The sequence below is a fragment of the Streptomyces sp. bgisy027 genome (assembly GCF_057710365.1).
This window is the reverse complement of record NZ_JBYIVZ010000015.1, coordinates 100,508-127,152: the sequence shown is the minus strand read 5'-3', so window position 1 is coordinate 127,152 and position 26,645 is coordinate 100,508. Positions and strand designations below refer to the sequence as shown.

Here is a 26,645-nt window from a genome sequence, read left to right as displayed (position 1 = left end):
CCTGGTAACTTGCTGCGGACGTTTCGGCCACGTCGGCCGGATCGGCGTATGCCGACCGCTACAGCTTGGAGTGTCCAGTGACCTCGGCGACTTTCACGCGTACGCGCAAGATGTCGGGCCGGCGGATGCGGGTCGTGGCCGCGGCCGCGACGCTGGCGGGCGCCCTCGCGCTGACCGCGTGCAGCGGTGACGGCGACTCCGACGGCGACGCGGCCCCCAGCGGCTCCGCGAGCGCGAGCGCCGACACCGGCGGCGGTACGGGCGGCGGGTCCGCCTCCGCGTCCGGTGCACTGGAGGGCAGCTGGCTCGCCACGACCGACGGCAAGGCCGTCGCGCTGGTCGTCACCGGCAAGCAGGCCGGTCTCTTCGCGACCGGCGGGACCGTGTGCAGCGGGACCGCCGGCGAGGAGGACGGGATGCGGATGATCCGGCTGAAGTGCACCGACGGCAGCAAGGACCGGGCCACCGGGATGGTCGAGTCCCTCGACAAGACCTCGCTGAAGGTGACCTGGGAGGGCGGCATGGGCGCGGAGACGTACACCAAGGCGGAGGGAGGCAAGCTCCCGACGGGCCTGCCCACGGCGAATCTGGGATCGTGAGCCTTGATCCGGTGACCGCCCGCGATCACCGACGTGACTCCATGACTCCCCGAAGGACTCCATGCGCGCCACCTCCCTCACCGTCGCCGCCCTCACCGCGGCCCTCGTCCTGACCGCCTGTGAGAGCGGCGGGAGCGGGGACGACACCCAGGACAGCAAGGCCGACGCGGTCTGCGTCGACAAGCTGGCCGTGGAGTTCGGGCCCGGCAACGCCGCCCCCGCCGCCGGGGACACCGGCAACGTGCCGGTCACCGTCACCAACCGGGGCGGCGGCGACTGCACCCTGGACGGGCTGCCGGCCTTCGCGTTCGTAGCGGGCGGCACTTCGACGGCCGTCGCGCCCGACCAGGCCGCTGCGGCCGGCAAGACGACGCTCACGAAGGGCGCCTCCACCTCGTTCACGCTCACCTACGTGCTGGGCGAGAAGGGCGGCAAGGGTCTCGCCCCGCAGAAGGCGAAGGTGACGCTGCCCGGGGCCGGCAAGACACACAGCTTCAAGTGGTCGTACGGCGTCGTCGCGCTGAAGAGCGACGGGAAGACGCCGGACGCCTCCGTCAGCGGGTTCCAGCGGGCCGGGGACTGATGGCCCCGGACTCCACGGTCCGCAGATTCCAGCGAGCCGGGCACTGACGGCCCCGGACTCCACGGTCCGCAGATTCCAGCGAGCCGGGCACTGACGGCCCCGGAGTCCCCCGGCGGATCAGCGCAGCGGTCGGCGCGGAGCCATCTGCGCCCGGTCGGCCGCCTCCGCGCCCTCCATCCAGCCCGCCTCGTCGGTGACGCCGCGCAGGCGGGTCGTGGTGGTCTCCGGGAACATGCGGTCCAGGCGGGCGGTGACCGCGACTTCGCGCGAGGCGAGGACCGGGAGCAGGTCCTCGGTCACCGGCGTGCGCGCCGCCGCGGTCAGCCGGGTGCCGATGCGGTGGGCGTAGGCCGCCAGGAACGACTGCCGGAAGGTCTTGGTCCGCTTGCGGCCGCCCGCGCGCTGGGCGGCCTCCGCCCTCGTCATCGCGGTCTGTGCCTGCACGAGGAGCGAGGTGTGGAGCAGTTCGACCACCTCCAGATCGGCCTCGAAGCCGACGACCGTGGAGAAGGCGAAGGGTTCGTTCCACACGGCACGGCAGTGGTTGGCGGTCGCCACCGCGTCCAGCAGAACGGCCTTGGCCTGCTCGTACGGCGGCTCCACCCCGATCCGGCAGGCGCCGGGCGCGTTCTTCGCGTCGGGCGTACGGGACGCGAGCAGGGCCTCGTCGATGCTGTGCCGGGCCATCAGCTCCTGCGCCTTGGCGCTCAGCGCCTCCGCCTCCTCCGGGAACCCGGTGGCCTCCGCCTTCGCCAGCAGCGCGCGGATACGGGTGAGCATGCGGGACTCGGGCCGGGCGGGTCCGCCGACCGGATCGACCGCCTCGTCCAGGGGCTCCAGCACGGGCAGCCGCAGCAGGAGGCGGTACAGCTCCAGGACCGTGGTCGCGTGCGAGAACCGGTCGGTGCGGGGCGGGGCCTCGGCGGGCAGGTCGTCGACCTGCGCCTGCCAGCGGGGGCCGCGGGGGCGGTCGTGCGGGACCTGTGCGCGGATCAGCGCGGCGAGCAGCCGTATGTGTACGTCCTCCAGCTCGCGCCGAACGAGCCGTACGACATCCGCCGGCTGCCAGCCGCGCCGCCAGGCCGCCGCGACGAACTCCTGGCCGCGCCGGTCGAGTTCGGCGTCGGCGCCCGGGTCGGAGGCGAGGAGGGAGGCGCCGGTGTCGAGCGTGGTGTGCTCGGTGTCGTAGAGGGCCGCCTCGAAGGCGCGGTCGACGGTGCTGGGCTTGCTCACCCAGGGATCGTAGAACCGGTGTGCGCGGGGCGTGGATCGCGCGCGGGTCGCACTCAGATGTCAACCTCGGGTTGACACCCCCCATGTGTCAACCTACGGTTGACACATGTCGACGAACCCATCGATCACGTCATCCGTACGTCTCGACGAACTCATCGCGGCCATCAAGAAGGTCCACCCCGAGCCGCTCGACCAGCTCCAGGACGCGGTGATCGCCGCCGATCACCTCGGTGAGGTGGCCGACCACCTGATCGGTCACTTCGTGGACCAGGCCCGGCGATCGGGTGCGTCCTGGACCGACATCGGCAAGAGCATGGGCGTCACCCGGCAGGCGGCGCAGAAGCGGTTCGTGCCGAAGGAGGGGACCGACCTCGATCCCCAGCAGGGCTTCGGCCGCTACACGCCGCGTGCCCGCAACGTGGTGATGGCCGCCCACAACGAGGCCGTGGCCGCCCGCAACCCCGAGGGCCGCCCCGAGCACCTGGTCCTCGGCCTGCTGGCCGAGCCGGACGGCATCGCCGCGAAGGCGATCACGACCCGGGGCGTCCTCCTGGATTCCGTGCGCCAGGCCGCCACCGCCGCGCTGCCGCCCGCCGCCGACGAGGTCCCCGAGCTCATCCCCTACGGCTCCGACGCCAAGAAGGTCCTGGAGCTCACCTTCCGCGAGGCCCTGCGCCTCGGCCACAACTACATCGGCACCGAGCACATCCTGCTGGCCCTGCTGGAGTTCGAGAACGGCACCGGGGTCCTGTACGGCCTCGGCATCACCAAACAGGAGGTGGAGCAGTACATCGTCGAGCTCCTGGCCCAGTTCCTGCAGAGCGGCGAGGAGAGCACCAGGCAGGCGCGCGACGAAAGGGAGGAGAGGGACGGGAGGGACGGGAGGGACGGGAGGGAGGAGCAGGGCTGAGGGCACGCCTCGGAGCGGAGCCGAGTGCCTGGGCCCACGTCGGCCGGCGGCAGGAGCGGGAGCGGCTCGTGAGCAGGGCTGGGAGCGAATCCGGGCTGGGCTGGGAGCCGTTCGCGGGCGGGACTGGGAGCCATGCACGGGGCAGGACGGGGAGCGGATCCCGGGCGGAACTGGGAGCCGTTCGCAGGCAGGACGGGGAGCGGATCCCGGGCAGGACTGGGAGCCATGCACGGGGCAGGACCAGAAGCCGTGCACAGGCAGGGCTGGGAGCCATGCACAGGCAGGGCTGGGAGCCGTGCGCGGGGAGGGTTGGGAGCCGTGCGCGGGCGGGAGGATCGAGTCCCGGGCCGGGCCCGCCGTGGCACGCGGGCAGAGCCGACAGCGGTTCATCGGCCGGACTCCGAGCGGTGCCCGGGCAGGTCCGAGGGCGTTGTCAGACCCGGGTGCCACACTCGCAGCATGACCGACCGGTGGGCTCTCGCTCCGGCCGAGGACGGTGGCGCGGAGGTCGCCCCCCTGGGTCCGGACGGGCTGCTCGCCGGACCGGTGCGCAGGGAGCCGGACCTGGCCGGGGCCGTGCGCGGGCGGCCGGAGGTCGCGCGGTGGGTGTGGCGGTCCACCGCCGAGGTCTATCCGAGGCTGCTCGCCACGGGGGTGCGAGTGGAGCGGTGCTACGACATCGAGGACGCCGAGACCCTCCTGCTCGGCCACGAGGGCCGGCACGGCGAACCGAGATCGGCCGCCGCTGCACTCGCCCGGCTGCGCGGCGGCCCCGTGCCGTCCGACCCGCCCCAGCGCGCCGCCGAACCCGGTTCGCAGTCCCCGCTGTTCGAGCCCCAGGCGGTCCACGTGCCGCTCACCGACCTCGTCGAGGTCTACTCCGAACAGCAGCGGCGGCACGACAGGACCGCGCACCCGGACCGGATGCGGCTGCTCACGGCGGCCGAGTCCGCGGGGATGCTCGTAGCCGCCGAGATGAACCGGTCCGGGCTGCCGTGGAGCGCGGACGTGCACCGCGCGCTGCTGCACGAAATGCTGGGCGAGCGCTATGCCGGTGGAGGAGAGCCGCGCCGGCTGGCCGAACTGGCGGACGAGGTGTCGGCAGCGTTCGGGCGCCGGGTGCGACCCGATCTGCCGGCCGATGTGATCAAGGCGTTCGCCCAGGCCGGGATCAAGGTCAGATCGACCCGGCGCTGGGAGATCGAGTCCGTCGACCACCCGGCCGTGAAGCCGCTCGTCGAGTACAAGAAGCTGTACCGGATCTGGGTGGCGCACGGCTGGTCCTGGCTCCAGGACTGGGTGCGGGACGGGCGGTTCCGGCCGGAGTTCCTCGCCGGCGGGACGGTGACCGGGCGGTGGGTGACCAACGGCGGGGGCGGGTTGCAGATCCCCAAGGTCATCCGGCGTGCGGTGGTCGCGGACCCGGGCTGGCGGCTGGTGGTGGCCGACGCCGACCAGATGGAGCCGCGCGTGCTCGCCGCGATCTCCCGTGATCCCGGGCTGATGGAGGTGGCCGGCCGCGAGAGCGACCTTTACCAGTCGGTGTCCGACCGCGCCTTCTCCGGAGACCGCGCCCAGGCCAAACTCGCTGTGCTGGGGGCCGTGTACGGACAGACGTCCGGCGACGGACTCAAGAACCTCGCCGCCCTCAGACGCCGCTTCCCCAAGGCGGTGGCCTACGTCGACGACGCGGCGCGGGCCGGTGAGGAGGGGCGGCTCGTCCGGACCTGGCTGGGACGGACCTGCCCACCGGCGGCCGGCGCGACGGCCGACGCCGGTGAGGAGGCCGGCATCCCGATCCAGGACGCGGACGAACCGGCCGAGGGCTCCGGGCCCCAGGAGTGGGGACGGGGCTACGGCTACGCCTCCACCAACGCCCGCGCCCGGGGCCGCTTCGCCCGCAACTTCGTCGTGCAGGGCAGCGCCGCCGACTGGACACTCCTGCTGCTCGCCGCGCTACGGCAGTCCTGTGCGGGGTTGGCGGCGGAGCTGGTCTTCTTCCAGCACGACGAGGTGATCGTGCACTGTCCGCAGGAGGAGGCGGAAGCGGTGGTCACGGCGATCCGGGAGGCGGCGGAGCTGGCGGGGCGGCTGACGTTCGGGCGGACGCCGGTGCGGTTTCCGTTCACCACGGCGGTGGTGGAGTGCTATGCGGACGCGAAATGAGCAGGGCAGCCGAGACGGCCGGTTCAGGAGGTCCGAGACGGCCACGCTCCAGCTCACCGTGCCTGCCTCTGCTGACGTCCCTGGCCGCCTGACGTACACCTGACGTACACCTGACGTGGTTGCCTGAGGTGACAGTCGCGTGTCGCGGAACACAACTTGCGACAGGTCTGCGATCTGCCGGCATGGCTTAATCTGATCACTACAACGGATCCGGCCCGACGGCGCGCGCGTAGGACGCGCAGCTCGGGGGAGCGTCGCCGCCGTGGCCGGATCCGGGGACGCGTTGGTCCCGGTCGGCGGAGGTGAGCCACCGGGACCGGCGTCCCGTTCTCCGTTGCTCTCGGCGGCCGTTGCTCTCCTCGGCCGTTGCTCCCGACCAGGGAACCGTCACGGCAGCCGGCGCCCTACTTGCCGCGGTTCTCCCGCCGTCGTACGAACTTCAGGCCCGACCAGTCCTCCCCCAGCGCCGCCACCTTGACGTCGACCACGCCGAGGGGGAGGAAGAGATCGCGCAGGGAGTTCTCGGTGATGTCACTGACATGGCCGGCCGCACGCCGGGGCCAGACGATCCACAGCATGGCAGGGTCGGCGAGGTCGCGGACCAACGCGGGTCCCTCGGCGACGAGTTCGGCGTACGACCGATAGAAGGCGAGGGCGACGTCGGCACCGCGCGACCCCCCGTCGGCGACCTCACAGCCGTCCGGCAGGCCGGGGATGTCCCAGCGGGCGGGGGCGTGCAGGAGCCGGACCCGGTGACCGGCCTTGATACCGATCTTCCGGGCGAGGGGTGTGCCCGGGGCACCGGACGTACCGGGGGCACCGGACGTACCGGGGGCACCGGATGCACCGGACCTCCGGTCGGATTCGCCCATGCCGGACCCTCCGCCTCTCTCCGCACCGCCCGCACGGTCCCGGTGTCATCTTCACTCACGGACATCCGACTCGCCCGTTCGCCCGGCGACAGTTAGACCGTATGAAGCGTCGGTAGCCGTGGCTGTCCGGGAGTTGAAGACCGATGCCCCTCGCGTAAGTTGACGCGGGTTGCCCTCCGGTGGGCACGGTGGCGGGTAGTGCCGCAATTACCGGGAGGCACCGGATGTTTTCCGAGCGTACTTCGGTCGGCCTGGATGTCCATGCCCGCTCCACCACGGCCTGGGCACTGGACTACGAGACCGGTGAAGTGTTCAGCGAGCGCCTCGTTGCGAACACCGCCGATGTGGTGGCCTGGGTGGCGGCTCTGCCACAGCCGGCCGCCGTCGCTTATGAGGCCGGGCCGACCGGCTTCGTGCTGGCCCGTGCGTTGGACGAGATCGGCGTCCGGTGTGTGGTGGTGGCTCCGTCGAAGATGGAGCGGCCGTCCGGGGACCGGGTCAAGACCGACAAGCGTGATGCCCAGCGGCTGGCGAAGCTCCTGCACCTGGACGAACTGCCCGCGGTCCGGGTGCCCGCAGTCGAGCAGGAGGCCGCCCGGGATCTGACCCGGGCCCGTGACGATGTGCGGGCTGATCTGATGCGCTCCCGCCACCGCCTGTCCAAACTGCTGCTGCGCCAGGGCATCGTCTACACCGACGGCAAAGCCTGGACCGCGGTCCACCATCACTGGCTGACCGGCCACCACTTCGATCAGCTGGGACTGCGGGTGGCCTATGACGAGGCGCTGGAGACGGTGCTGGCCCTCGAAGCACGCCGGACCCGGCTGGACGCGGCCATCACCGAGCTCGCCGGGCAGCCCGCCTGGGCACCCGTCGTGGCCCGTCTGGCCTGCCTGCGCGGGGTCAGCACGCTCACAGCCTTCGGCCTCGCCGTCGAGATCGGTGACTGGCACCGTTTCACCGGCTCGACCATCGGCGCCTTCCTGGGGCTGGTGCCCTGCGAGGATTCCTCCGGCGGCCAGCGCCGGCAGGGCAGTATCACCAAGACCGGCAACACCCACGCCAGACGGCTGCTGGTGGAGGCGGCCTGGCACCACCGTCGGCCCTACCGGCACCCCGGTGTCGCCCTGCGCGCCCGGCTGGGCCAGGTCCCCGCCCCGGTCCGGCAACGCGCCGAGCAGGGCAACCGCCGTCTGCACCAACGCTGGACCAACCTGGACGCGCGCCGCAAACGCTCCACTGTCAGCGCAGTGGCGGTCGCCCGGGAACTGTCCGGCTGGTGCTGGAGCCTGGCCATCATGGAGGACTGACACAGCATCAACATGCTCCCACGAACCGCCGGTGGGAGCATGTCCGGGGACCGTGCAGCGCGAGGAACGACCCGCGGTAGCCCTATGGGCAACCTGCTTCCGCAGGCCACGCCCGATGTTAGACAAGCGGCTCGTTCCCGACACACATTCGGTCATGCGGTAGCCAACCCGCGCATATCAGGCTGACCGCGCGTCGTCGCCACGACACGCACACCCCGGACACGCCCCGCCGGCCCCACACCACAGCCCCTCCCGCCCCGGAAGAGGCCGATACGCACGCCCACTTGACAAAACGGCCTACATATCAGGGCTGAGGCCCGGGGAAACGAGGCGGGCGCGCAGCGGGCCGAGACGGCCTCGGACACCGGCGCCCGCACCCGCCTCAGCCTCCTGCCCCCACCCGCAACGGATTGAAGCGCTTGGCCGCCATCAGGTACCAGGCGGTCGCCCCCACATGCCGGTACGGGTAGTACCCGAACCCGAACCCGGTGTCGAGCGGACTGCTGGCCGACACGACGCCGGCCCGCGCGGGAAGCGCACGTCCACCGACGGTCTGGGCGCCGCCGAGCAGTTCCTGCGCCCGCTCGATGGAGTCGATCAGCCGTCGGGCGTGCGCCTCGTCCCCCCGTCCGTGCCGCGCGCGAAGGGCGAGCGCGAGATGGGCGGTGCCTTCGAACCAGACACCGTTCCGGTCCGGCTTGGGCTGGGAGTCGGCGATGGGCGCATCCTCGTCGGCGAGCAGACTGGCGGAACTGAAGGTGACACCGTCGTACGACTGCCCCGCCGGCACCGTGCTGTTGCGCCGCTCGGCGTGATCGAGGACGGCGAGCTCCCGCGCGGCCCAGTCCAACGACCGTGCATGCGCACGGGAGTCGAGGGCGAGGTGGGTCCAGGTCTGGGTGTCCTCGGGAATCGGCGAGGTGTTGATCGTCACGCCGTCATTGGTCCCGGTGTAGAAGAACCCACGGTCCGGCTCCCACATCTTCAGGACGAACTCCCGGGCACGGACACGCCGTTCCCACCACACCCGGTCCCCCGTGAGCCGGGCGAGCCGCCCGAAGAGACAGACAAGGTCGGTGTTGTGCTCGGTGGAGGTGAAGGGCAGCTTCTGGTCCCCGCCGTCGACGCCGAACTTGTACCCGCCGAGCGGTTCGTCGGTACGTCCGTTGCGCTCGACCCATTCCCCGATCCGCACGGCACCTCGCAGGAACCGCCGCTCCCCCGTCCGCCGCGCGAGCGCACCGAGCGCGATCCCGGCCCAGGCCATGTCCCCCACGGCCGTCCCGGTGAACCCGAACTGCGACCCCACATTGACGGTTCCGTCCGCCCGCACGAACCCGTCCGGCTGCCGCGAGCCGTCGTAGAAGGTGTACGGCCCGACGTTGTACCCCTGCCGGAGCCGACCGTCGGCATGAACCGGATCATGCGTCTGCGCATACAGCAAGGCGTCCCCGAGCGACACGGCCCTGCGCCGCGCGTCGGCCGTACGGACGGCGAGCAGGGCGAGAATCGCGAGGGCGTTGTCGTAGGTGAAGGCGGTACTGAAGAGCCCGGCCTGATCGGCGTAACTCTGAGCGAGCCGGATGGGGCCGTGGTCGGGGTAGGCATCGGTGGCGGCGGCCAGGAAGGCGACGGCGCGATGCTGGGCGGGCGTCCGCGTCGAACCGGATGCAGCGGCGGAGGCGGGCACGGAGTCTGAGGCGTTCGCCGATCCCACACCGCCCGCGGCAAGCACCGCGGCACCGATACCGGCCCCAATGAGCGTACGGCGGCTGAACGCCGGATCGGGTCTACCGGGCATACCGTTCATGGGCCTCCCTCACCACGGTTTGAGAGCGCTCTCACAGGGCGCGAGGCCATTCTGCTGGCACGAGTTGGGCGGGTCAACGGGTGCGGGATCGTCAGTGGTCGGCTCCGGATGCGACACGAGGCACCACCTCAGGCCTTCCGCCTCGTCATCCCCCTCACTTCATGATCACCCTCAGCAGTGAGTCGACCCAGAAAGTGCAACTGCCCTATGTAGGGCCCGGTTGCCTCAGGTGTTCATCAGGAGATCATCGGAAAGGGACAGCCTTGCTCGGGCAGCACCTCACGCGCCTCGCCTCGGCCCTGACCATGACGGGAGCCCTCGCGTTCGCCGCCCCCACAGGCGCACACGCCGGCGCGATCGGCTCTGCTCCGGTGCGCAGGTTCGAGTACAGCGTGGGCGGCGTAACCATGTAAGTGCCGACCGGCTGCATGTTCACGCACGTCGTCCGGGGCAACAGCCGGAAGATCACGTATCAGAACGCAGGTGTCGCGGATGTGTCTGCCGTAGTCCAGTCCTTGCGGGCGCGGGCCGCCTCGCACTGGTCGAGTACGAGCCGTACGAGGCTGTCGGCAACGCCGTGCACGGGCGTACGCCCGGGTTGTGCGGGACCAGTGACCACGAGCACCGCCTGGGCGGTCGAATCGCTTCATGCGCTCCAGTACTTGGTCCGCGTCCGGAGCCTGAATCTCGTCGACGATACGGCCGTCGGCCAGGAAGACCACACGGTCTGCGTACGTCGCGGCGGCGGGATCGTGCGTGACCATGACGATCATCTGCCCCATCTGCCGCACCAACTGACCGAGCAGGGAAAGGAATACCGGCCACGCTTGGCCAGGTCGTACCCCGTGGTACGGCTGAGGGACAGGGCGCGATTCGCCGTCTCCAGGTCTACGGCCGCAGGCAACTCGAGCAGTTCCTCACGCGTCAGCCCACGGGATGCGTCGTCACGCTTGGTGATCACAGAGGATCTGTACCCGGCGAGGTAATCAGCCAGCTACCCTGCCCAAGCCACAAAGCCACAAAGCCGCAGAATCCGCCAGCAGTGTGACGCCGGGTCAGCGGCGGGATCCGACTGCAGCCGTTCGGCACAGCTCTGTCCAACGACCTGGGCGTCCGATGTCAGTGCACTGACGTACGCTGACTTCCGCACGGTCCGGACCGCCGGTAGCACCGGAGGCACCAGCCGCGGCTCACATCCCTCCCCGTCCGGGAGCGCGCCAGCACCGCGCTCACCAGCGGAAATCTCCCTTTCGCATGCACATCCGCAAGGTTGTGCACCCAAAACCAGGCGCTCAGAGGACCGCACGGGCCCGGTGGACCGTCGGCTCACGGCGTCGGGGCCACGCCGCCCGCCCTGGCCGGGGGTTGGGGCCGCCCTAACCGTCGCCGCCGAACGGGAGCGTTGGACGACAGCCCTCTTCGGCCAGCCAGGCGCGGGCCCGCCCGAGCCGTCGTTCATCGCTGAGCCGGTGAAACCGGCGCCAGGCGCACTCGTCACGGGCGAGGACATCCTTGAAGCGCCGAAAGGCACCTCGGCCACTGATGGCGGTCCGCAGCCGATCGGCGAGGGCGGTGTCACCGAGAATTTCGATGAACAGCTCCATGTCCTCGTAACCGTCCCGGGAACCCAGCGCCGGCACGGACAGCCACCGGTCGGGATCGTCCGCCTCCTCGAACCCGGTATCCAGCTCATCGGCGACGGCCAGTCGGCACTCCCCGGTGGACAGATCGAGCCGACCACCGGACCCGATCAGGTCGCCCTCCAGCAGCATGGCGAGCATCTCCAGATCGACTGAGAGCGGACGAAGGGCGGGCTTCACCACGTGCCCCACAGACCCGCGCAACACGTCCGCCAGTTCCTCATCGCCCCGGAAACCGCGCTCCCGCAATGCTCCGAGGAACGTGGCAGCCATCTGCGCGGCACCCGGCAGACCCAGAGCAGCGGTACCTGCCACACCGTCACCGGCAAGTTGCAGCACCTCGCTCACGTGTCCGCGGCGCAGCGCGGCAAGCAGCGCCGTCCCGTCCGCCCCGTGCAGCGCGCCGCGCACGGCCCGCAGCCCGTCCTCGTCCCATCCCTCGGCCATGGCCCAGCCACTAACGCGCGTCACCGAGTCGTAGAACCGGCCGACGGACCGGACGGTCGCCCGGTGCCGATCGGTGTCACCCTGTCACCGGCGCCGCCTGCGCCCGCCCCTGCCCGTGGAACGCCCACGCCCGCGGACGCCGCGGTGACGAACTGCGGACGTACGCCAGGCCCTGGCCGCGAGGTGTCGGAGTTCCTCAAGCCCGGCCCGGTCCGGGTGCGCGGAGTCCAGCGCGGCGGCGACCGCGTCCCTGGCCTCGACGCCCTGGGCGCGCAGTGCCTCCTCGCCGCCGCCCGCACCGCCCGCCAGCTCCACGAGCTGGAGCAGGCTCTCGGCGAGCACCAGCAGATGCTCGGCGTCGGTCATGTCCTCGGGGGACAACAGTTCACGGTGCGCCAGCGCGCTCAGCGCGAGCGGAGCCAGTACGGCGTCACCGCGCAGCGCACGCAGCAGCCGCTCGCCCTCGCCTTCGGGCAACGCCACCGCCAGCACGTCGAGCATCGCCTGTGCCCGCGTACGGAAGGATGCACCCGCCATGGCTCGTACGGCGTCGGTCAGTTGCCGCAGTGCGGCATCCCGCTCCGCGCGGGCCGAAATCCAGCCGGTCAGTTCCGCGCGTGCGGCATCCGGGTCGTAGTCCTCGGCCAACACCCCCAGCAGACCGGCCGCCGGTGCCTGGACCAGCTCACCGACCAGCGGTGCGTCCCGGCCGTCCGCCAGCAGCCGCCGCCGTACGGCCCGGGTGCCCAGTTCGGTGAGGCGGATGAGTTCGACGGGCCCGGCGGTCAGTTCCTCACGCAGACGGCGGTCACGCTCCCGCGCCTGAGCCGGATCCGCTGCCGCCCCCATGGCGCCCAGCAGCTCCGCGAGTTCCTGCGGCATGCCCTCGGGCGGTTCGGGTCCGGAATCCTCCAGATCGGAGAGATCGGCCTCCAGAAACACCGGATCGACCATCCCTTGCTGCCGCTCGACCGCGCCCAGGTCCACCAGCACGTCAAGCACCGAACGCAGGTCCCGGTCAGCGTGCTCGAACCACATCCGGTGTCGCAGGTCCGAGCCGACGCCCAGTTGGAAGTGGGCCCGGTAGCCCAGGTGAACAGAGTCACGAAGCCGCGGCCAGGGCATCGGGTACGGCAGGCTGTAGAGCGTGTTCAGCACGTCCTCGAGCATCTCGTCGTAGATGTCGAAGAGCATGGACTCGACGTGCCAGCCACTGGGCGTCCCGATCAGGGCCTGCCGCAGTTCGAAGAGTGCGTCGAAGGCACGCGACCAGAGGTGAAGCGGGTCGGCCAGCACCGGCCGGGCCTTGGCCACCGCGTACAACCGGCCCTTGGCGACCCGGACCAGCCGCGCCTTCTTCGCCCACTCCACCAGCAGTCCCAGCCGCGGCAGGTCGGCCGAGGAGCGCACCCCCTCGGTCCTGTCCCCGGTGCCCAGCACGCCCACCAACTCGCGGGCGTCGGCCATCCGCAGCCGCCCCGCGGCCGTCACCACCCGCCCCTCGCGCCCCGCCCACTCCGCAAGCCCCCGCAACTGCGCCACAGTCGTCGACGCCTCGGCCCGTAGCCGCAGTTCACCGTCCGGAGGGAGCACAACCGGCAGCTGCGGCTCGGCCCGAGTTCCGTCGGCCAACACACGGCCGTTCAACCGCCGATCCATGATCGCGTCAAGAGCTCGCTGATCGTGAGCGACCTCCCCGCGCTGAGCGCGGTCCGCGAACCGCTGCAACGCCGCCCCGTCCATGACGTCCACGCCCTGCTCAGCAGCGGTCACCGCCCAGAACTTCGCCAGGCCCCAGCGAGTACGGTCCGCCATCGCCGCCGGATACCGCTCCTCGGCCGCGTCCACCGCGCCGAGGGATTCACCGATTGCGGGACCGCGTGGGTCCGCCAACTGCGCGGCATGAAGAAAGCGCAGGAGGGTGCGCAACGTGCCCGGACCGTCGCCGCGTTCCTCTCCGGGAAGCTCCGTGACCTGCTGGGGGAGCCAGTGCAGCAGCAGTTCGTCCACATGCCGCGGCTCCCACAGCCCCAACCGACCGTCGGCGGTCGCCCGGTGCCGGTAGTCCAGCGCCGCCTCGGCCATGAACGCGTCCACCGGAGTCCCCTGCTCCCCGGCCCACCGGACCAGCCGGTCGACCAACAGTCCACACACCGCCTCGAACTCGTCCTCGGCTCCGGCTTCGCACCGCATCCGCATGAAATCCGCCCCGCCTGTCCGCAGCCTTGCTCGCCTCGCCTCGCCTCGCCACGCCACGCTACCGCCGAATCGCGACGTACCACTCTCGGCCGAGGATCCGGCGCCCATCCCCGACATGTCGTGGTGGCGGCCCGCGCTCACCCTGACCGTCCGACGACGGATCGCTCATGGTCGTACGAGCCCGCGCCCTACCTCTCCGAAGAGCCCGGACTCCTCATACGGGCCCGCCGGCCGGTGCGGCCGACCGGTCCCCCGCGCCGCAGATCGAGAGTCATTCGCCGTGGTAGAGGCGGAGCAGGTCGATCAGCTGGATCGTGGGGTCGTTCTTCGCGAGGTGAGTCAGTTCATCGGTGAAGCCGGTGCCGCTGAAGCAGTAGAGCCTCGTTGCCTCGGTAGCCGTGCCGCTCCTGGTCAGGAGGGAACGGATGTGCCGGAGGCGTTCCAGGTGGCCGGCTCCCATCACGTCACTCCACTTCGCTTCGCCGATGGCGAGCAGCACCTGGCGGCCGTCGTGGGTCTCACCGTGGACGGCGACGTCGACTTCGTGGCTGGTCCGGGCGGCGGAGTCGTTGACGGTGCCGCCGGCGACCCGTGTGGAGTGTCCGCCGTGGGTGTCGGGTGCCGCATGCCAGCGGGCCCATTCCCGGCAGACCTGCTCGAAGTGCGGACCGACGACTTTGCTGCGGAAGGTGGACTGGGTTCGGCGCCATACGTCGGGCGCTCGCCCGGGACGTTCCAGATCGCCCCAGGCCGGGCGCATGACCGCGTGGTAGAAGGTGACGAGCGGTTCGGCAATGCGGTAGGCGGAGCGGTTGCGGCGAAAGGCGTCGGCCTCGTGGGTGATCATGCCCACGTCCTGGAGAACGCTCAACGGGTGGGCAAGGTCGGTGGACTTGCGCCCCAGGTAGTCGGCGATGCCGCCACGCGCGGCGTTACCGGCGGCGATGGCTGCCAGTACCGAGTGATACAAGGCGGTGTCGTGAAGTTCGGGCTCCTCGGCGAGAAGGTAGCGAGCCTCCCGGAAGAGCGGACGCGCCGGGTTGAGCACCGCACGCACGACCCAGGCATCGAAGTCGTCCGGCCCGGCAGGAGTGTCCCCCTGGGTGAACTCACGGCGGTAGGCGGGCGTACCCCCGACGATGGCATTGGTCAGCAACGCCGTGCGCGGGTCGTCGATCTGCCAGAACTCGGCCGCGAGCCGGAAGTCCAGGGTCGGGACCACGAGTTCGAGACCGGCTCGGCCACGCAGCGGAGCATTGCCGGACAGCAACCGGCCCATGAACGACAGCGCGGAGCCGCACAGCAGCAGACGCACGGGAGTGTTGGTGTGCTGGGCAGCAGGGTCCAGAGCGCGCTGGATGTTCGAAGGCAGGGAGGGAGACGCCTTGGCGAGGAAGGGGAACTCGTCGATGACCGCCACGGTGGGGCCGCCCGCGTCGGCGATGCGCATAAGTTCCGCGACCGCCTCGTCCCAATGCGCGAAACGGAACGGAGTGGACTGCCCGCGATAACGGGCCAGTGCCTCACCGAACTGACGCAGGGCGTCGGCCTCGGTGGTCTCGGTGGCTGTGAACATGAAGCCGCCACTGGCACGAGCGACGGCGTCGAGCAGGAAAGTCTTGCCCTGCCGGCGGCGACCGGAGACCACGCCCAGCGTGGCCCGCGGGCCCGGCAGGGTGGCGAACCGGGTCAGCTCGGCCCATTCGAAGACGCGGTCGAACATCTCGGCAGGCTTGTCCACAACACCAGCTCCCATATATAGATGCAGTTATTATAGCTGCACTTATTGGCTGCACTGATCGACCAAACCGACTCCGGATCTCGCGAGGCGAACACCTGCTGCCGCTGCCTCCAGCCGTTGTGCCAATTGAAGGATTCCGGCTCGCTCCACAGCCGTTCCGGGTTCGTGCCGCTGGGCCGCCCCTGAGCCCTTCCGGCCGGGTGAAGGTTCGGGCGGGGGTGGACCACGTCCACGGAAGCGGCGGATCGCGCGCGCCGCAGAACCCCGAGAGCACGACGGCACACCTCGCGCGAACGGCATTCACACCCTCGCCCCCACCCCGGACGGCACCACCGGGCCGACGAATCCGACCGCACCCACCTCCCTGCACACGATTGTCCGACATCGACAACCTGGCCGGAGTCATCACTTCACGCTCGACCGCCCGCCATCAACGCCAGCCGCCGCACTGCCGTTGCACCGGTGCGCTCCCCTCCCGCACTCCATCGCCAACCAGAACCGATCAGGCAGCGGCGAACTCTCGAAACCACAAGGCCAGAGGGACATCCGCACGCACACCCCGGGGAACCACACCGCCACGAACCTCCGACCTACGCATTGCGCATGCCCAGGTCAACCGCCGCAGCCCAGCCCGGACGACACAGCATGAATAACAGAAAACCCCAGGTCAGAGACCTGACCTGGGGTTCAAAAAGAGCCGCCTTCGGGATTCGAACCCGAGACCTACGCATTACGAGTGCGTTGCTCTGGCCATCTGAGCTAAGGCGGCGCGCCGTCCGCACTATGGTGCGATCGGCAACGTCGGTAAGTCTACACAGTTTCCGAGGTGCTCCGTACCAGCCCCCCACCGGCCCCCCACCGGCCCCTTCGATGGCCGTGATCAAGGCTATGAGCAGCGCTTTCCTCCGGTTGGCGGGGTCCCCCGGAGGAGGTACGCGTTGATCGTGTCGTCGATGCAGTCGCTGCCCCGGCCGTACGCCGTGTGGCCGTCGCCGTCGTAGGTGAGGAGGCGGGACGAGGAGAGCTGGCGGGAGAGGGCCTGGGCCCAGCGGTACGGGGTGGCGGGGTCGCGCGTCGTGCCGACCACGACGATCGGGGCCGCGCCCTTCGCCTCGATGCGGTGCGGCTCCCCGGTGGCGGCCACCGGCCAGTACGCGCAGTTCAGGGTCGCCCAGGCCAGCCCCTCGCCGAAGACGGGGGACGCCTTCTCGAACGCGGGGAGGGACTTGCGGACTTCGTCGGGCGTGGAGAAGGCGGGTGGGAGATCCACGCAGTTCACGGCCGCGTTGGCGAACATCAGGTTCGTGTAACGGCCGTCGCCGTCGCGCTCGTAGTAGCTGTCGGACAGGGCGAGCAGGCCCGCTCCGTCGTTCTCCCGCATCGCCGAGGTCAGTCCGTCACGCAGCGCCTCCCAGGCTCCCTCGTCGTACATCGCCGCGATCACGCCGGTCGTGGCGAGGGATTCGCCCAGCTCACGGCCGTCCGGGTCGCCGGTCGGGATCGGCCGGGCGTCGAGCTCGGCGAAGAAGGCCTTGAGGTTGCGGCCGACCTCGCTTGCCCTGGTGCCCAGCGGGCAGTCCCGTTGCCGCACGCAGTCCTTCGCGAACGCCCGGAACGCCGTCTCGAACCCGGCCGTCTGGTCGAGGTTCATCCTGCGGGCCGGCAGAGAGGGGTCCATCGCGCCGTCCAGGACCAGCCGGCCCACCCGGTCCGGGAAGAGCCCGGCGTACGTCGCCCCGAGGAACGTGCCGTACGACGCCCCCACATACGTCAGCTTCTCGTCCCCCAGCACCGAGCGCAGGATGTCCATGTCCCGCGCCGCCTCGGCGGTGGAGACATGACGCAGCAGACCCGGCGCATCCTTCCCGCAGCCCTCCGCGAACTTCTTCTGCGCCTCGACCAGCCCGGCGATCTCCTTCGCGTCGTCGGGAGTGAGGTCCGTCTGCGTGTACGCGTCCATCTCCCGCCCGGTCAGGCACTCGACGGGCTCGCTGCGGGCGACGCCGCGCGGGTCGACCGCGACCATGTCATAGCGGGCGCGCACGTCGGTCGGGTAGCCGATCCCCGCGTACTGCTGGAGGTAGCCGATCGCCGAGCCGCCCGGACCGCCCGGGTTCACCAGCAGTGACCCCAGACGCTTGCCGGGCCCCGTCGCCTTCTTGCGGGCCACCGCGAGCTGCGTGTTTCCGGCCTCCGGCTTCCTGTAGTCGAGCGGCGCCCGCAGCGTCGCGCACTGGAAGCCGGGCACCCCGCAGCTGCGCCAGGTCAGCTTCTGTGCGTAGTACGGCGTGAGCGCGGCCGGCGTCGATCGCGGCAGCGCGGCCAGCCCTGCCTCGGCTGCTCCGCGCCCAGGGTGCGTCGAACCACCCGAGGTACAGGCCGAGGCAAGCAGCGCGGCGACTCCGACGAGGGCGCCGAGCATGCCCGCGCGACGACGGTTCCGGGAGCGGTCGCGCGTGCCCGGACCACCCCGGCCGTTCGAGTTCGGGTTCGGGTCCTGGGCTGAGCCCGCTGGGAAGCTGCGCCTGGTGTGCATCTGGCGAGCGTAACTCTGTGCAGCGGTTTGGATGCTCTCCGTGCATGTCGCGGCTCGTACGGATTACATGGTCAACCTCCTGTTGATCACATGGGTGGGGTGGGTGCGTGAGTGCCGTCGGATTCGGACTCCGGCTGTCGGGGCGTAGGGGTGTCGTGCCCGCGCAGCCCGCGCCGGGCTCCTGAAGCCCGCGCCGGGGCTCCCTCAGCCCACGTCGCGCTCCCTCAGCCCGCTCTCAGCGCCATGGTCATCGCCTCCACGGCCAGCAACGGCGCCACGTTGCTCTCCAGCGCGTCCCGGCACGCGGCGATCGCCTCGATGCGGCGGAGTGTGGACTCCGGGGAACTGTCGCGGGCGAGGCGCTCCAGGGCGTCCTCGGCGTCCATGTTGGCGAGGGCGATGCGCGAGCCGAGCTGGAGGGCGAGGACGTCGCGGTAGAAGGCGGTGAGGTCGGTCAGGGCGAGGTCGAGGCTGTCGCGCTGGGTGCGGGTACGGCGCCGCTTCTGCTTGTCCTCCAGGTCCTTCATCACGCCCGCCGTGCCGCGCGGCATCCTGCCGCCCTGGGCCGCGCCGAGCGCCGCCTTCAGCTCCTCGGTCTCCCTCACGTCGATCTCCTCGGCGAGCTGCTTGGCGTCCTCGGCGGCGGCGTCGACGAGTTCCTGGGCGGCCTTGAGGCAGGCGCCGACCTCGCCGAGGCGCAGGGGCAGCTTGAGCACGGAGGCCCGGCGTTCGCGGGCCGCCGGGTCGGTGGCCAGGCGGCGGGCCCGGTCGACGTGCCCCTGAGTGGCACGGGCGGCGGCCGCGGCGACGGCGGGCTCGATGCCCTCCCGCCGGACGAGCATGTCGGCGACGGCGTCGACCGAGGGCGTGCTCAGGTTCAGGTGGCGGCAGCGGGAACGGATGGTGGGCAGGACGTCCTCGAGGGAGGGCGCGCAGAGCAGCCAGACCGTGCGCGGGGCGGGCTCCTCCACGGCCTTCAGGACGGCGTTGGCCGACTTCTCGTTCAGCCGCTCGGCGTCCTCGACCAGGATGATCTGCCAGCGGCCGTTCGCCGGCGAGGTGAACGACTTGCGGACGGTGTCCCGCATGTCGTCGGCGAGGATCTGGGTGCCGACTGCGGCGACGGTGGTGACGTCGGCGTGCGTGCCCACCAGCGCCGTATGGCATCCGTCGCAGAAGCCGCAGCCGGGGGCACCGCCGAGCGCCCGGTCGGGGCTGACGCACTGCAACGCGGCGGCGAAGGCCCGCGCCGTGTGGTTCCGGCCCGCTCCGGGCGGGCCCGTGAACAACCAGGCGTGCGTCATTCTGGACGCCTCGGGCGGTGGGGCGTCGCTCGCAGCGGCGGTGACCAGGGCGTCGGCGTCCCGAGCGGCGGCGTCCAGCTGCTCGCTCACTCGTTCCTGGCCGACCAGGTCGTCCCATACGGTCATGGGTCATGCCCGCCTTTCGTCACACTTCACGTCGCGCGATCCATTGTGCGGGGCGCCACTGACAGTGGGCGCCGACCGAGGTGGGTGGCGCGGTGGCGGCACGGTGGCGGCGCGGTGGTCGGGCGGCTGCAGGCCGGTGGGGGCTGGTGGGGGGCTGGTCGCGCAGTTCCCCGCGCCCCTCGGGTGGGTCCGGTCACGCCGACACAGACGTGACCGCACCCGGCCGACCTCAGCCGACGGCATCCCGCCGACCAGCCGCAGCCAGAAGCACCTGACCGGCAGCAGCCCCCGCCAACCTCAGCGCCGACGCCCCCGGCCGCCGTCCTCGTCGTACCCGTCCTCGTGCGGGCCCAGCAGTTCGTCCGCCAGCGTCGGCAGGTCGTCCAGCGGAGTCTCCTCGGCCCAGTCGGAGCGTGCCCTGCGTCGCGGGGCGCTCGCCTCGTCGGCCTGGGGCATCTCGCGCGTACGGGCGTCCTCCTCCCGGAAGTAGCCGGGCGGAACCCGGTCCCCGGGCTCGTCCGCCGGCACCGGGGGCAGTACGGCGGTCTCGTCCGCCGCCTTCTCAGGCACCGCCGGCAGCACCGCCGTCTCATCGGCCGCACCCGGGGTCACCGGAGGCAGTACGGCGGTCTCGTCCGCCGCGTTCGGCGGCACCGGCGGCAGCACCGCCGTCTCGTCCGTCGCGCCGGGCGGCACCGGAGGCTGCGGCAGCTTCGTCGTCACCTCGGACGCGGATTCCTTGGCGGGACGGGCCGTGGCAGGCCGCTCGGCCTCCTTCGCCGACGGCTCCGCGTCGCGCACCGGGCGCAGCACGGTCGTGTCGTCGGAGGCACCGCCCCTTGCCTGTTCCGGTGTCACGACGGGCGTGGGCACCGTCGCCGCGTCCTTGAAGCCGGTCCCGGCCGCGGGCCCCGCCTGCTTCGGTCCCGCCTCCGCGGCGGCCGTCGCCTGCTCGGCCAGCCGTCGGGCCTCCTCGGCCCGCAGCAGGGCCTCCTCCGCCTTGCGCTGCTTCTCCAGGCGCCGCTCCTCGGCCTCGGCGCGGATCCGCGCCTCCTCCTCGGCCTGCTTGCGGCGGCGGTCCTCCTCGGCCTTGCGGCGTGCTTCCTCCTCGGCACGCACCTTCTCCTCCGCGAGGAGCCGCTGCCTCTCCTCCTCGGCACGCCGGGCGGCTTCCTCGGCACGCTGCCGGGCCTCCTCCGCCTGCCGTTCGGCCTCGCGCCGTTGCGCCTCCTCCAGCTCGCGCCGCTTGCGCTCCTCCTCCTCGGCACGCAGCCGGGCGAGCTGCTCCTGGCGCTCGCGCTCCAGGCGCTCCTCCTCGGCCTTGCGGGCGGCCTCTTCCTCGGCCTTGCGGCGGGCCTCCTCCTCGGCCTTGCGGCGCGCTTCCTCCTGAGCCTGGATCTCGGCCTCGGACAGCGGCAGCATCTGGTCCAGCCGGTGCCGGACGACCGTGGTGACCGCCTCGGGCTCCTGGCCCGCGTCCACCACCAGGTAGCGACCCGGGTCGGCCGCGGCCAGTGTCAGGAAGCCGGCGCGCACGCGCGCGTGGAACTCCGCCGGCTCCGACTCCAGCCGGTCCGGCGCCTCGGTGAACCGCTCGCGGGCGATCTCCGGCGAGACGTCGAGCAGCACGGTCAGGTGGGGAGCCAGTCCGTTCGTGGCCCAGCGGTTGATGCGGGCGATCTCCGTCGGCGACAGGTCGCGGCCCGCGCCCTGGTAGGCGACCGAGGAGTCGATGTAGCGGTCCGAGATGACGACCGCGCCGCGCTCCAGGGCCGGGCGGACCACCGTGTCGACGTGCTCCGCGCGGTCGGCCGCGTACAGCAGCGCCTCCGCGCGGTGCGACAGACCGGCGCTGGACACGTCCAGCAGGATCGACCGCAGCCGCTTGCCGACGGGCGTGGCGCCCGGCTCGCGCGTGACGACGACCTCGTGGCCCTTGCCCCGGATCCACTCGGCGAGCGCCTCGGCCTGGGTGGACTTCCCGGCGCCGTCGCCGCCCTCCAGGGCGATGAAGAAGCCGGACGTCGCGGGCACCAGCTCGGGGTCGTCCCCGCCGAGCACCGCGTCCCGCAGGTCCTGCCGCAGCGGCACGCCGGACCGGTCGTCGACCTTGGCCAGCACCAAGACGGCCACCGGCAGCAGCAGCGCGCCGACCAGCATCAGCGTGAACGCCGCGCCGCCGTGCGCGAAGACGAACTTGCCGCTCTCCAGCCGGTGCGGCCCGATGAGCGCGGCCACCATCGGCGCGATCACCGCGCCGAGCGCCACGCACACCCGTACGACGGCGTGCAGGTGCTCCGTGGTGCGCGGCTTGCGGAACTCCTCGGCCTCCTGGTCCAGCAGGGTGTGCCCGGTGTTGGCGGACACGCCCGCGCCGACCCCGGCGAGCGCGAGGATCAGCAGGACGGTGGTGACGTCCGGGACGAGGCCCGCGGCCAGCAGGGCGACGCCGGTGAAGGCGATCGCCAGCGCCAGCAGGCGGCGCCTCGACAGGGCAGGCAGCAGGGCGGAGGCCGTACGGATCCCGGCGACCACTCCGCCGGTCAGCGCGAGCACCATCAGGCCGTACAGGACGGGGCCGCCGCCCAGGTCCTTGGCGTGCAGCACGGACACGGCGACCGCGGCGGCCACCGCGGCGGCGACGGCGGCACAGGCCGTCACCAGCAGCGCGATCGCGCCGGTACGGCCCTTGTCGACGCCTGTGCCGGTCTTCGGCCGGCGCAGACCCTCCAGGGGCGACCGCGCGCGCGGGGTGCGCGTGTCGGGCAGCTCCAGGAAGGTCACCACGGACAGGGACGCGGCGAACAGGCCGGCCGCGACATACGAGGCGAGGGCCGCCTGGTGCTGCTCGAACCAGTCGAGCCCCGCACCGAGCAGGTTGTTCAGCAGGGCGGCGGCGACGAGCGCGGCGGCGGCCAGCGGGACGGCCACGAAGCTGGTGCGCAGCGACAGACGGCGCAGGGCGTCCATGTGGTCCGGCAGCGGTCGTACCGTCGCGCCCTCCGGCGGCGGGGGCGGCACCAGCGCGGGCGCCGCGCTCTCCCGGCACACCGTCCAGAAACGCTCGGCGACGCCGGTCACGAAGACGGTCACCAGGAGGAACGCCAGCGCGTTGTCCGGCGTCCAGTCGATCCACAGGGGCGCGACGATCAGCAGGGCGGCCCGCAGTCCGTCGTTGACGACCATGGTCCAGCGCCGGTCGAGGGGACCGTCCTGGGAGGTCAGCGACGTCAGCGGGCCGAGGAGTACGGCGCCGAAGAGGAGCGTGGCCAGGATGCGTACGCCGAAGACGGTCGCCACTGCGAATGCCACGCCCCGGTAGCCGCCGCCGAACGACCCCTCGGCGATCGCCGCCTGAAGGGCCAGCAGCACCAGGACCAGCAGGGCGAGGATGTCGCCGACACCCCCCACCAACTGCGCACTCCACAGCCGCTTGAGCTGCGGTCGGCGTAGCAGGGCACGGACAGCGCGCTCGCGGGAGTCCGCGGCAAGGGCGTCGTCAGGGGCCGGATTGGCGGCCGTTGGCTGCTCGGCACGGGTCATGCTTTCAGCCTATCGGGACGCACCGACAGCCCGGCGCTCCCGCCCGAACGTACGCACGCCCCGACACCAAACTGATGCCGAGGCGTTCGTTCTGCGAACCCGAGGTGAAGGATCCGGCCCTCAACCGGCCCCGGAAAGGGCTCGGTTGCGACCGGGATCCGTCCCGCTCAGTCCTCGCCGGACGAGTTCGAGGCGGTGGCCTTCTTCGTGGCCGTCTTCTTCGCCGTCGTCTTCTTCGCGGCCGTGGTCGTCTTCTTCGCCGCGGTCTTCTTGGCGGCCGTCTTCTTGGCCGGGGCGGCCTTCTTCGCGGCCGTCTTCTTCGCCGGGGCCTTCTTCGCCGTCTTCTTGGCGGGTCCCTTGGCACGCTTCTCGGCGAGCAGCTCGAAGCCGCGCTCCGGCGTGATCGCCTCGACGCTGTCGCCGGAGCGCAGGGTCGCGTTGGTCTCGCCGTCGGTCACGTACGGCCCGAAGCGACCGTCCTTGACGACGACCGGCTTCTCGCTCACCGGGTCGGTGCCCAGCTCCTTCAGCGGCGGCTTCGCGGCCGCGCGGCCACGCTGCTTGGGCTGGGCGTAGATCGCCTGCGCCTCCTCCAGCGTGATCGTGAACAGCTGCTCCTCGGCCTGCAGCGAGCGCGAGTCCGTGCCCTTCTTCAGGTACGGGCCGTAGCGGCCGTTCTGCGCGGTGATCTCCACGCCGTCCGCGTCGGTGCCGACGACACGCGGCAGGGACATCAGCTTGAGCGCGTCCTCCAGGGTGACCGTGTCGAGCGACATGGACTTGAAGAGGGAGGCCGTGCGCGGCTTGACGGCGTTCTTGCCGGTCTTCGGGGTGCCCTCGGGGAGCACCTCGGTGACGTACGGGCCGTAGCGGCCGTCCTTGGCGACGATCTCGTGGCCGGACTTCGGGTCGGTACCCAGCTCGAAGTCACCGCTGGGCTTGGCCAGCAGCTCCTCTGCGAGCTCGACGGACAGCTCGTCGGGCGCGAGGTCGTCCGGGATGTCGGCGCGCTGGTGCTGCTCGGTGTCCTTCTCGCCACGCTCGATGTAGGGGCCGTAGCGGCCGACGCGCAACACGATGCCGCTGCCCACCGGGAACGACGACACCTCGCGGGCGTCGATCGCGCCCAGGTCGGTCACCAGCTCCTTGAGGCCACCGAGGTGGTCCCCGTCGCCGTTGCCGGCGTCGGCCGCGCTGCCGTTGTGCGTGCCCTCGCCGAAGTAGAAACGCTTCAGCCACGGCACGGACTGGGCCTCGCCGCGGGCGATGCGGTCGAGGTCGTCCTCCATCTTGGCGGTGAAGTCGTAGTCGACGAGCCGGCCGAAGTGCTTCTCCAGGAGGTTGACCACGGCGAAGGACAGGAAGGACGGGACGAGTGCCGTGCCCTTCTTGAAGACGTAGCCGCGGTCGAGGATCGTGCCGATGATCGACGCGTACGTCGAGGGGCGGCCGATCTCGCGCTCTTCGAGCTCCTTGACGAGGCTGGCCTCGGTGTAGCGGGCCGGGGGCTTGGTGGCGTGCCCGTCGACCGTGATCTCCTCGGCGCCGAGCCGGTCGCCCTCGCTGACCTGCGGCAGCCGGCGCTCGCGGTCGTCGAGCTCGGCGTTCGGGTCGTCGGCGCCCTCGACGTAGGCCTTGAGGAAGCCGTGGAAGGTGATCGTCTTGCCGGAGGCGCTGAACTCGACGTCCCGTCCGTCGGCCGCGGTGCCGCCGATCTTGACGGTGACGGAGTTGCCGGTCGCGTCCTTCATCTGGGAGGCGACGGTCCGCTTCCAGATCAGCTCGTAGAGCTTGAACTGGTCGCCGGTCAGGCCGGTCTCGGCGGGCGTGCGGAAGCGGTCACCGGAAGGGCGGATCGCCTCGTGCGCCTCCTGCGCGTTCTTGACCTTCCCGGCGTAGGTGCGCGGCTGCGGGGGCAGGTAGTCGGCGCCGTACAGCTGCGTGACCTGGGCACGGGCGGCGGCGACGGCGGTGTCGCTCAGCGTCGTGGAGTCCGTACGCATGTAGGTGATGTAGCCGTTCTCGTACAGCTTCTGCGCGACCTGCATGGTGGCCTTCGCGCCGAAGCCGAGCTTGCGGCTCGCTTCCTGCTGCATCGTCGTCGTACGGAACGGGGCGTACGGCGAGCGGCGGTACGGCTTGGACTCGACGGACCGCACGGCGAACTGCGTCTGCTCCAGCGCGGCGGCGAGCGCGCGGGCGTTCGCCTCGTCGAGGTGGAGGGTGTTCGCGCTCTTGAGCTGCCCGAGGGAGTCGAAGTCGCGGCCCTGCGCGACCCGCCTGCCGTCGACGGTCTGCAGGCGCGCGACCAGCGACGACGGGTCCGAGGGGTCCCCCGCGCGGCCGGTCGAGAAGGTGCCCGTCAGGTCCCAGTACTCGGCGGAGCGGAACGCGATGCGCTCGCGCTCCCGCTCCACCACGAGGCGGGTGGCGACGGACTGGACGCGGCCGGCCGAAAGGCGCGGCATGACCTTCTTCCACAGGACCGGCGAGACCTCGTAGCCGTAGAGGCGGTCGAGGATGCGGCGGGTCTCCTGGGCGTCGACGAGCTTCTGGTTGAGCTGGCGCGGGTTGGCCACGGCGGCCTGGATCGCGGACTTGGTGATCTCGTGGAAGACCATCCGCTTGACCGGGACCTTGGGCTTGAGCACCTCCTGGAGGTGCCAGGCGATGGCCTCGCCCTCGCGGTCCTCATCGGTGGCGAGGTAGAGCTCGTCGGATTCCTTCAGCAGGTCCTTGAGCTTCTTGACCTGGGCTCGCTTGTCGGCGTTGACCACATAGATCGGCTCAAAGTCGTGTTCGACGTCCACACCGAGGCGGCGGACCTCGCCGGTGTACTTCTCCGGCACCTCCGCGGCACCGTTAGGAAGGTCGCGGATGTGCCCGACGCTCGCTTCGACTACGTAGCCGGGGCCCAGGTAGCCCTTGATCGTCTTCGCCTTGGCAGGCGACTCGACGATGACGAGTCGGCGGCCGCCCTGTGCGGTCTCGCTGGTCGGGGACAACTTCGCTCTTCTCTCCGGTCGACGCTGGGCCTCCCCAGGCCGTAGTCCCGGGGTCGGGTGGTGGTGACGCTGCGGAGTGTGACGGTACATCCCGCCCCGTTGTCAAACGGGAAAAGCCCGCAACGGCCACTCGAACGGTAACCCGACTTCCGCCATTCCTGCCGCCCGGAGTGCGCACAGGTCTTTTCGAGCCTTTCCGGAAGAGGCCCTGCCAATTACCGGCTGCGCAGCTCGCGGGCCGTTCTCAGAGGCGGGTGAAGCACCAGGTTCCGAGGATCAACGCGGTCACCGAGACAACGCCGGCGAGCGTCGCGGATGCGACGGGGTTCACACCGTGAGCGACGGGCTGACGCTGCCGTACCCGGACCGCGGTCCACACCAGCAGCCCGCCCCCGAACAGGGTGAACACGATCCCGGCGAAGAGTGCCGGTCCCCTTTCCATGGTTCCGCTTGCCCCTTTTCTCCCGTCCGCGGATGCCCAGCCCGGCGAGACTGGCACGCGCGGACGGCGCACAGGCGAACCTCAGGTGAACGCGGGGCCGACATGGCTGTGGACTCCGGAGTCACTCCGGGCCCGGAACCGCCACTCCGGCCCCGGCCGCCACTCCGGCCCCTCGGTGT

At 71.4% G+C, this 26,645-nt stretch carries 17 protein-coding genes, 1 tRNA gene and 1 pseudogene; 5 read left to right on the top strand and 14 right to left on the bottom strand.

The genetic code is table 11. The annotated features are described in order from the left end of the window. Positions 1-125: 125 nt before the first annotated feature. Together AC3ETA_RS17700 and AC3ETA_RS17695 are read left to right on the top strand one after the other, a co-directional pair. Positions 126-599, top strand: coding sequence for a hypothetical protein (locus AC3ETA_RS17700; protein ID WP_432193906.1), 474 nt, complete (start codon positions 126-128; stop codon positions 597-599). Positions 600-660: 61 nt separating this feature from the next. Next, a complete protein-coding gene (locus AC3ETA_RS17695; protein WP_432193850.1) occupies positions 661-1,182 on the top strand; it encodes a DUF4232 domain-containing protein in 522 nt (173 codons plus the stop codon). A gap of 117 nt (positions 1,183-1,299) precedes the next feature. On the opposite strand, the gene AC3ETA_RS17690 is transcribed toward AC3ETA_RS17695, so the two are convergent. Continuing rightward, a complete protein-coding gene (locus AC3ETA_RS17690) occupies positions 1,300-2,415 on the bottom strand; it encodes a DUF2786 domain-containing protein (RefSeq protein WP_432193849.1) in 1,116 nt (371 codons plus the stop codon). A gap of 106 nt (positions 2,416-2,521) precedes the next feature. Between AC3ETA_RS17690 and AC3ETA_RS17685 the strand changes: the two genes are divergently transcribed. Both AC3ETA_RS17685 and AC3ETA_RS17680 read left to right on the top strand, forming a co-directional pair. After that, positions 2,522-3,325, top strand: a complete 804-nt coding sequence (locus AC3ETA_RS17685) for a Clp protease N-terminal domain-containing protein (RefSeq protein WP_432193848.1) — start codon at positions 2,522-2,524, stop codon at positions 3,323-3,325. Between the two features lie 459 nt (positions 3,326-3,784). Next, a complete protein-coding gene (locus AC3ETA_RS17680) occupies positions 3,785-5,491 on the top strand; it encodes a bifunctional 3'-5' exonuclease/DNA polymerase (protein ID WP_432193847.1) in 1,707 nt (568 codons plus the stop codon). 404 nt (positions 5,492-5,895) lie between these two features. On the opposite strand, the gene AC3ETA_RS17675 is transcribed toward AC3ETA_RS17680, so the two are convergent. Beyond that, positions 5,896-6,363: a DUF3052 domain-containing protein gene (locus tag AC3ETA_RS17675; protein ID WP_432193846.1), complete on the bottom strand. Its 468-nt coding sequence runs from the start codon at positions 6,361-6,363 to the stop codon at positions 5,896-5,898. A gap of 224 nt (positions 6,364-6,587) precedes the next feature. On the opposite strand from AC3ETA_RS17675, the gene AC3ETA_RS17670 reads away from it, so the two are divergent. Beyond that, positions 6,588-7,673 carry an IS110 family RNA-guided transposase gene (locus AC3ETA_RS17670; protein ID WP_432193845.1) on the top strand — a complete coding sequence of 362 codons (1,086 nt, stop codon included), beginning with the start codon at positions 6,588-6,590 and terminating at the stop codon, positions 7,671-7,673. A gap of 382 nt (positions 7,674-8,055) precedes the next feature. On the opposite strand, the gene AC3ETA_RS17665 is transcribed toward AC3ETA_RS17670, so the two are convergent. The 12 genes and pseudogenes from AC3ETA_RS17665 to AC3ETA_RS17610 all read right to left on the bottom strand — a co-directional run bounded on the left by AC3ETA_RS17665 (position 8,056) and on the right by AC3ETA_RS17610 (position 26,466). Continuing rightward, the gene (locus tag AC3ETA_RS17665; RefSeq protein WP_432193844.1) at positions 8,056-9,483 is read right to left on the bottom strand and encodes a Tat pathway signal sequence domain protein; all 1,428 of its coding nucleotides are present in this window, start codon (positions 9,481-9,483) and stop codon (positions 8,056-8,058) included. 617 nt (positions 9,484-10,100) lie between these two features. Then, positions 10,101-10,295 (bottom strand): annotated as a pseudogene (locus AC3ETA_RS17660) (ABC transporter ATP-binding protein); the annotation flags it as partial. Continuing rightward, the gene (locus AC3ETA_RS17655) at positions 10,253-10,444 is read right to left on the bottom strand and encodes a hypothetical protein (protein WP_432193843.1); all 192 of its coding nucleotides are present in this window, start codon (positions 10,442-10,444) and stop codon (positions 10,253-10,255) included. The pseudogene AC3ETA_RS17660 and the gene AC3ETA_RS17655, both read right to left, overlap by 43 nt. Positions 10,445-10,859: 415 nt before the next feature. Next, a complete protein-coding gene (locus AC3ETA_RS17650) occupies positions 10,860-11,570 on the bottom strand; it encodes a UPF0158 family protein (protein WP_432193842.1) in 711 nt (236 codons plus the stop codon). Between the two features lie 84 nt (positions 11,571-11,654). Beyond that, entirely contained in the window at positions 11,655-13,763 is a 2,109-nt protein-coding gene (locus AC3ETA_RS17645; RefSeq protein WP_432193841.1) for a hypothetical protein, read from the bottom strand. A 277-nt stretch (positions 13,764-14,040) separates the two neighbouring features. After that, a complete protein-coding gene (locus tag AC3ETA_RS17640; protein ID WP_432193905.1) occupies positions 14,041-15,492 on the bottom strand; it encodes an AAA family ATPase in 1,452 nt (483 codons plus the stop codon). A gap of 713 nt (positions 15,493-16,205) precedes the next feature. Further along, positions 16,206-16,279, bottom strand: a tRNA-Thr gene (locus AC3ETA_RS17635). A 117-nt stretch (positions 16,280-16,396) separates the two neighbouring features. Further along, complete coding sequence (locus AC3ETA_RS17630) at positions 16,397-18,046, bottom strand: alpha/beta hydrolase (protein ID WP_432193840.1); 1,650 nt, start codon at positions 18,044-18,046, stop codon at positions 16,397-16,399. A 224-nt stretch (positions 18,047-18,270) separates the two neighbouring features. Next, complete coding sequence (locus AC3ETA_RS17625) at positions 18,271-19,476, bottom strand: DNA polymerase III subunit delta' (protein WP_432193839.1); 1,206 nt, start codon at positions 19,474-19,476, stop codon at positions 18,271-18,273. A 297-nt stretch (positions 19,477-19,773) separates the two neighbouring features. After that, positions 19,774-23,019: a dTMP kinase gene (gene tmk / locus AC3ETA_RS17620; RefSeq protein ID WP_432193838.1), complete on the bottom strand. Its 3,246-nt coding sequence runs from the start codon at positions 23,017-23,019 to the stop codon at positions 19,774-19,776. A 167-nt stretch (positions 23,020-23,186) separates the two neighbouring features. Next, on the bottom strand, positions 23,187-26,024 hold the full coding sequence (topA, locus tag AC3ETA_RS17615) for a type I DNA topoisomerase (RefSeq protein WP_432193837.1): 2,838 nt from the start codon (positions 26,022-26,024) through the stop codon (positions 23,187-23,189). A 244-nt stretch (positions 26,025-26,268) separates the two neighbouring features. Next, entirely contained in the window at positions 26,269-26,466 is a 198-nt protein-coding gene (locus tag AC3ETA_RS17610; protein ID WP_432193836.1) for a hypothetical protein, read from the bottom strand. Between the last annotated feature and the right edge of the window lie 179 nt (positions 26,467-26,645).

Coding starts and splice junctions, on each gene's coding strand:
- AC3ETA_RS17645 (WP_432193841.1), bottom strand. CDS start 13,763: ATGCGGTGCGAAGCCGGAGCCGAGGACGAGTTCGAGGCGGTGTGTGGA.
- AC3ETA_RS17680 (WP_432193847.1), top strand. CDS start 3,785: ATGACCGACCGGTGGGCTCTCGCTCCGGCCGAGGACGGTGGCGCGGAG.
- AC3ETA_RS17670 (WP_432193845.1), top strand. CDS start 6,588: ATGTTTTCCGAGCGTACTTCGGTCGGCCTGGATGTCCATGCCCGCTCC.
- AC3ETA_RS17625 (WP_432193839.1), bottom strand. CDS start 19,476: ATGACCGTATGGGACGACCTGGTCGGCCAGGAACGAGTGAGCGAGCAG.
- AC3ETA_RS17700 (WP_432193906.1), top strand. CDS start 126: ATGCGGGTCGTGGCCGCGGCCGCGACGCTGGCGGGCGCCCTCGCGCTG.
- AC3ETA_RS17610 (WP_432193836.1), bottom strand. CDS start 26,466: ATGGAAAGGGGACCGGCACTCTTCGCCGGGATCGTGTTCACCCTGTTC.
- AC3ETA_RS17640 (WP_432193905.1), bottom strand. CDS start 15,492: ATGTTCGACCGCGTCTTCGAATGGGCCGAGCTGACCCGGTTCGCCACC.
- AC3ETA_RS17650 (WP_432193842.1), bottom strand. CDS start 11,570: ATGGCCGAGGGATGGGACGAGGACGGGCTGCGGGCCGTGCGCGGCGCG.
- AC3ETA_RS17665 (WP_432193844.1), bottom strand. CDS start 9,483: ATGAACGGTATGCCCGGTAGACCCGATCCGGCGTTCAGCCGCCGTACG.
- AC3ETA_RS17685 (WP_432193848.1), top strand. CDS start 2,522: ATGTCGACGAACCCATCGATCACGTCATCCGTACGTCTCGACGAACTC.
- AC3ETA_RS17675 (WP_432193846.1), bottom strand. CDS start 6,363: ATGGGCGAATCCGACCGGAGGTCCGGTGCATCCGGTGCCCCCGGTACG.
- tmk (WP_432193838.1), bottom strand. CDS start 23,019: ATGACCCGTGCCGAGCAGCCAACGGCCGCCAATCCGGCCCCTGACGAC.
- AC3ETA_RS17630 (WP_432193840.1), bottom strand. CDS start 18,046: ATGCACACCAGGCGCAGCTTCCCAGCGGGCTCAGCCCAGGACCCGAAC.
- AC3ETA_RS17695 (WP_432193850.1), top strand. CDS start 661: ATGCGCGCCACCTCCCTCACCGTCGCCGCCCTCACCGCGGCCCTCGTC.